This window comes from Candidatus Neomarinimicrobiota bacterium (assembly GCA_041862535.1).
In the GTDB taxonomy this organism is placed as follows: domain Bacteria; phylum Fidelibacterota; class Marinisomatia; order SCGC-AAA003-L08; family TS1B11.
Genome location: JBGVTM010000127.1, coordinates 1 through 6,133, shown reverse-complemented (window position 1 = coordinate 6,133; position 6,133 = coordinate 1). Strand labels below are relative to the sequence as shown.

The 6,133-nt window shown below is 51.6% G+C and carries 5 protein-coding genes and 1 tRNA gene; 5 read left to right on the top strand and 1 reads right to left on the bottom strand.

What is annotated here, in order from left to right:
* The 4 genes from ACETWG_04740 to ACETWG_04725 all read left to right on the top strand — a co-directional run.
* Positions 1-323, top strand: a 323-nt coding sequence (locus tag ACETWG_04740) for a hypothetical protein (GenBank protein MFB0515897.1), incomplete at its 5' end; no start/stop codon positions are given.
* Between the two features lie 157 nt (positions 324-480).
* The gene (lon, locus tag ACETWG_04735; protein ID MFB0515896.1) at positions 481-2,991 is read left to right on the top strand and encodes an endopeptidase La; all 2,511 of its coding nucleotides are present in this window, start codon (positions 481-483) and stop codon (positions 2,989-2,991) included.
* Positions 2,992-3,007: 16 nt separating this feature from the next.
* Positions 3,008-3,082: transfer RNA gene (locus ACETWG_04730), tRNA-Val, on the top strand.
* Positions 3,083-3,086: 4 nt separating this feature from the next.
* Positions 3,087-3,344: a GIY-YIG nuclease family protein gene (locus ACETWG_04725; protein MFB0515895.1), complete on the top strand. Its 258-nt coding sequence runs from the start codon at positions 3,087-3,089 to the stop codon at positions 3,342-3,344.
* A gap of 155 nt (positions 3,345-3,499) precedes the next feature.
* Here the strand turns inward: ACETWG_04725 and ACETWG_04720 are convergent, their stop codons facing one another.
* A complete protein-coding gene (locus tag ACETWG_04720) occupies positions 3,500-5,242 on the bottom strand; it encodes an ATP-binding protein (GenBank protein ID MFB0515894.1) in 1,743 nt (580 codons plus the stop codon).
* A gap of 541 nt (positions 5,243-5,783) precedes the next feature.
* Between ACETWG_04720 and ACETWG_04715 the strand changes: the two genes are divergently transcribed.
* Positions 5,784-6,133 (top strand): DUF6599 family protein (locus ACETWG_04715; GenBank protein MFB0515893.1); only part of this gene is annotated, 350 nt, incomplete at its 3' end.

The following is a 6,133-nucleotide window of genomic DNA, read 5'->3' as shown; positions in this document are numbered from 1 at the left end:
GTGAGTTCCTCCTTGCCCATGCCCTGGCGCCGAATACCACGACCTTATTGCCTGACGCGAGCACCTGGGACGTGCTGGAAGAGGGATCAAAGGGGGTGCAGCTGTTTCAGGGAGGTACACTGAAAGTATTGGATGGCCTAACGCTGGCCGGCTTTAATCCCACTCACCCGGTCTTTAAAAAGTTCTACTCCTGGCTGCTGGAGCGACAGCTGGGAAATGGCTACTTCCCACGCATGGCAGGGCGTGATGCCGAAGGGGACCCGCTAGTTACGGTGCGTGCTCTGGAAGTTATTCAGCGGGTGGAGACGACCCGCCCGCGGTGAAAGCCTGCCAAAGCGACTGCTTTAGGTTTTAAAATCGGACATGGCGGCAGACGGTCGGCCGGCCATAGTGGCTGCACAGGCGGCGGCACGATAGTTGTTGCTATTTGTTAGGATGTTATTAAAACTTTCATGCAGTTAAGGTATTGCAGGAGTTCGTATGTCGAAGGTTGATGAATCTGAAAAGCAGGAGCAGCAAGAGCAGGCCGAAATAGAGCCGAGGGAACCACTAGGGGAAGAGGAGTTCCCGGTCATGCCTCTGCGCAATACCGTTTTATTTCCGCAGCAGATCATTCCCATTTACATCGGTCGCGAGCAATCCCTGAAGTTGATTAATGACCTGCCTGCGGGTCGCAAGATGCTGGTTGTGGTTGCCCAGCGGGACGGAACCATTGAAGTCCCAACGGAAGAGGACCTTTATAGCTGGGGCACTTTGGCAGTGGTCATGAAGATCTTCGATATGCCCGACAATTCCAAGTCGGCTATTGTTCAGGGGATTGCCCGTGTCCAAATCAATAGATATATCACCTCCGGGCCCTACTTCAGAGCGATGGTTGAGCGCATCGAGGAGCGCCAGGACGACAGCCTGGAGGTGGGCGCCATGGTCACAAATCTGCGACAGATTTACCACCGCCTAATTGAGGTGGTTCCCTATCTCACTGACGAACAGGCCAGCGTATTATCCAACATCCAAGACGCCGGGCGGGTGGCGGACCGGGCCATCTCCATGATGAACATTCCCAACCAGGAAAAGCAGGAGATCCTGGAGGAGATGAATGTCAAATATCGGCTGGAAAAGGCCACGGTCATCATCAACCGTGAGATTCAGCGCACCGAGCTGGGAGAGAAAATTCAATCTGAAGTCCAGGATGAGATTTCCAAGACTCAGCGGGAGTACTATCTCCGGGAGCAGATGAAGGCCATCCGCCGCGAGCTGGGTGAGGATGAGCAGACTGTTGATCAGAAGGAGATAGAAGATAAGATCAAGTCTGCCCAGATGTCCGAGGAGGCGGAAAAGGTGGCCCTGAAGGAGCTGGAGCGTCTGAGCCGGATCCCGCCCCAGTCGCCGGAGTATACGGTAGCCCGCACCTATATCGACTGGCTTTCCGACTTGCCGTGGAGTAAGTCTACCGAGGATAATAATGATGTGGTGAACGCCCGCACGATACTGGACGAAGATCATTATGGTCTGGAGAAGGCCAAGGAGCGCATCATCGAGTATCTGGCGGTTCGAAACCTCAAAGAGCAGCAATCTGGTGATGGCAAGCTCAAAGGCCCCATTCTATGTTTTGCCGGGCCTCCCGGGACAGGTAAGACCTCAATTGGGCGGTCGATTGCACGGGCGATGGGCCGGAAATTTGTGCGTATGTCTCTAGGCGGTGTCCGCGACGAGGCCGAAATCCGGGGCCACCGACGAACCTACATCGGAGCCCTTCCCGGCCGGATTATCCAGGGCATGAAGAAGGCTGGTACCAATAATCCGGTTTTCATGCTGGATGAAATCGACAAGTTGGGTATGGACTTTCGTGGTGATCCCAGTTCCGCCTTGCTGGAAGTGCTTGATCCGGAACAGAATTTCTCCTTTAACGATCATTATCTGGAGGTGGACTACGACCTCTCGAAGGTCATGTTTATCACCACCGCCAACCGGAAGGATCAGATCCCCGGTCCCCTGCGTGACCGCATGGAAATCCTGGACTTTACCGGCTATATTGATGATGAGAAAATAAATATTGCCAAGAACTTCCTGGTTCCCAAACAGGTCAAGGAGAATGCGCTCAATCCCTCTCAGCTTGTTTTTGCGGAGAGTGGCTTGAAAGAGCTGATACATTCCTACACCCGGGAGGCCGGTGTTCGCAACCTGGAACGTGAGATCGCCAATATTTGCCGTAAGCGGGCTACCGAGCTAGTCGAGGGTAAGGGATCTACGCAGGTCAAAATTACCAGTCGGAACGCCGTTCACTACCTGGGACCGAAGACCTTCCATGCCGAGGTTGCCGAACGGGTTAATGAACCTGGAATAGTCATTGGCCTAGCGTGGACGGCTGCCGGGGGTGATATCCTGTTTATCGAGGCCTCGCGGATGCCCGGGCGCGGTCAACTTACACTTACCGGCCAGTTGGGCGATGTGATGAAAGAATCCGCTCGAGCGGCCTGGAGCTACGTCCGGGCTCACGCAAACACGTTCGGAATCGATCCCAATTTCTATAAGAGCTGGGATGTGCACGTCCATGTCCCGGCCGGTTCGATTCCTAAAGATGGTCCTTCAGCAGGTGTAGGGATGCTGACCGCCATTGTCTCGCTGCTCAGTGGACGGCCTCTGAAGGAGGGTGTTGCCCTGACCGGCGAGATCACGCTGCGCGGGAATGTGCTGCCCATCGGTGGCATTAAGGAGAAGGTCACCGCAGCTCACCGGGCGAGACTGAAACACGTGATCCTTCCGTTCGAGAATAAGAAGGACATGGAGGATGTCCCCGCCAAGGTTCTGAAAGACCTAAAGTTTTCCTTTGTCAAGCAAATGTCCCAGGTCCTTAATTTGGCTCTAGAACGAGAGGCCGTGGTACCGCCCGTAACCGGACCGCCCGAAGAGGAGATCAAAGAAAAAGCCAATGAAGAGGAAGAACGCGGTACCATAGAGGATGTCATTTCGGAAGGAGTTGTTGTCGAGTAGGGTTTCGCTTTAATAGGGACGCTTAGCTCAGCTGGTTCAGAGCGCCGCCCTTACAAGGCGGAGGTCGCGTGTTCGAATCACGCAGCGTCCACGCGATGTTTTTTGTATACGTTTTAAGAAGTCACCCCACGGGCAGGACGTATATAGGACACACCGATAACCTGGATCGCAGGACCACCGAGCACAATACAGATAAGTCCGTTGCTACGAAGCAACGCGAGCCATGGGAGTTGGTTGGAAGATTGCCGCGTGAATCGCGTTCAGAAGCGATGAAACTTGAGGCCAAATTAAAGCGCATGAAGCGCTCAGACTTGGTGATCGCATATCTCCGTCGACATAGTGCTCTAGTGTAGTCGGAGCGTCCCGACATTTTATGTCGGGAAGGTCGGTGGTTCGCCCCGCCTCCGGCGGGATTAGTCCCGCCCATGGCGGGAAATCCGTCAGCGTTCACCAGACAAAATCCTCCACTTCCCACCTGGATTGCTACCAAGGATTAAGAAACTCGGTATTAATCTTGGCTCTTTTCTCCCCATCGGTTTGTCGTTGCTGGTGGTGACGGGATGGTAAAACAGAAGGTTGAGCCGCGTCCCAGACCTTCAGACTCTACCCAGATATGGCCCCCATGGACCTCTACGATCCGTTTGGCTAAGTATAAGCCCAGCCCAGTGCCCTCGCTCTTAGTATCTAGTTTATAAAAAAGATCAAACACCCTTTCGTGGTTGCTGGGGTCAATTCCAATGCCGTTATCCCGTACGAAGAAGACTTGCCCTTCTGCTTCTTTTCGGCATCCTATTTCAACGACCGGCTGGGGCTGGTCACCCATGAACATCACGGCGTTTTCGACCAGGTTCTTCAGCACCTGGAAAATCCTGGTCCGGTCAGCATAAATCACGGGCAAGTCAGGGGCAATCTCTGTCTGTACTCCCCGTTTCACGATCAGGCCGGCCAACAGTTTCACCACTTCCTGGGCCAGCTCACCAAAGGAAAATTCTTCCGGAAAGCCAATAAAACGTCCGATGCGAGATAACTCCAGCAACTCAGTCAGGAGTGAATTCATCTTGTCGGCTGCGGTGGCTATATGCATAATGTCTTCCTTAACCTCTTCTATATTCCCCTTAGCTGCATCCTCTTCTAAAAAATCGAGGAATCCCTTGATAGTGACAAGGGGACTTCTCAGATCGTGGGATATAGTATAGGTAAAGCGCTCCAGCTCGGTGTTTTTGGCTTCCAATTCCGCGATTGAAGCTTCCCGCTCGGCCTCAGCGCGTTTTCGTTCTTCCTCATGGCGATCTCGCTGCAGCCTCGCACTCAGGACCGGCGCGATATAATTGGCGATGGTTTCCAGCATTTCTACATCTTTATCATCGTAGTCCGTCGCTTTGTTGCCGACCATGAGGTTCCCAATTACGTCTCCTTTGTGGATAATAGGTACATCTATAGCTCTATCGATAGCAATGTGCCCTTCGGGTACTTTGAAGGGCTTATTTGAATACAATGTCCGCTTTTCCGTGAGGGCCCGGCCCCAGATACCACCCCAAGACTCGCGCGGGAATACGATCGATTTATCCGGAATCTGGCACTGATCCCAGATATCCCTGGTCATAGATGGGTAAACTATAGCGCCATCACTGTCAATATATCCAAAAACACCATACTTGCTTTCAAGAGCCTTGAGAACACACTCCAGCACCTCGCCATACATCATGTCGTCGGCGGTGGTTAAGAAGATATTGGCGATTTCGTTCCTGATGCTGAGTTCCCAATCTGTTACCCGCAGCGTTTCTTCCGACTGCTTGCGCTCGGTGATATCCCGCACAATACCAAGAATTTCATCTTCACCATATATTACGTGGCGAGCCTCGTAATAGCGCGTCTCATCCCCTATTTTAAGCGGATACTCAAAAACGTGAGCTTCCCTGGTTGATAGAGTCTCCTGTAGGATCTTTATGGATTGACTGGCCATTTCTTCTGGCAGCACGTTGCGAATATTTTTGCCAATAAATTCCGCGGGCGGGGCGTATGGGTCCAGTCCTTTGGCTGGTACATATTCAAGGAAAGTGCCCTCTTTATCCAGGCGAAATATCATATTTGGTATAGCCTCTGCCACCGCCTTGTATTTCGAGAAGCTTTCTTGCAGCGCCTTAGCTTTTTGCCGGTGCTCAATTTTAATTCGCTCCAGTTCGGCCAAGCGGTGGCGCGTCTGCTCCAATTCTGCGATCAGTTGGGATTTCGTCTTGCGTTGATCATTCATGGTAGCTACCTGTAACTCTTCAAATAGTATTGCGATGCTCTGGACAAGATGACTCAGTTATGTATTTTAGTCCCCTGTTTGGTAATATAATATTTTTGAACTAATTAGAAAATCAAATAAGATGAGATCATCATAAATCTCAGGCACATGTTTGCGGTCACTATAGGTCACGGCAATCCGATTGAGCAGGTCAATTCACAGGTATCCAGGAAATGGGCCGTGATCGGCAAAATTTGAGTTTCGCCAAAGAGACCGCTTTGCCTGAGGCATCAGAGCTAGGATCAGCGAGCGCTGGTCAGGCAGAGTAAGCTCCGGATAAAGCGGAAACGGGATATTGGAAATACAACCTGATCCCCTTAGTTTTAGCCCTGAGCCCCCAAAAGGTTCTGACGACGTACAATTATCGGGCTGGTCAGCGAATAACGAAAGAGATTAGATGGCTTTCCCCACGAATAAAGCCAAATTATGGCTGAGTAACCTTATGAATAATTACCTATATCTTTACGCTGCGATCTTTATTTTAACTATGGGAGCCTGTAGTATGGAGAAAGGGAGTTCAAATATCGTCGGTTTATTACCCGATACCGTTGAGGGCTGGAAAATTGGCCGTAGGGATCGGGAATACGACCACACGAATTTATATGACTACCTCAATGGCGGCGCCGAGCTTTACCTGTCCTACGGGTTCCAGGGATTGATCAATCGCACCTATACCCAGCCCGGTCAACCCGAAATCTTTGTTGATATTTTTGATATGGGTAATTCCCGAAACGCCTTTGGTGTCTTTTCGCATTCGAGAGAGTCAATCGAAGCGGCTTATGGACAGGGATCGCAGTATTATGGTGGGTCGCTGGTTTTCTGGAAGGATGCCTATTTTGTATCCCTCCTTGC

What these genes read in the sequence shown, in the direction of transcription:
- ACETWG_04725 (MFB0515895.1), top strand. Translation starts at nt 3,087, where the DNA reads ATGTTTTTTGTATACGTTTTAAGAAGTCACCCCACGGGCAGGACGTAT.
- lon (MFB0515896.1), top strand. Translation starts at nt 481, where the DNA reads ATGTCGAAGGTTGATGAATCTGAAAAGCAGGAGCAGCAAGAGCAGGCC.
- ACETWG_04720 (MFB0515894.1), bottom strand. Translation starts at nt 5,242, where the DNA reads ATGAATGATCAACGCAAGACGAAATCCCAACTGATCGCAGAATTGGAG.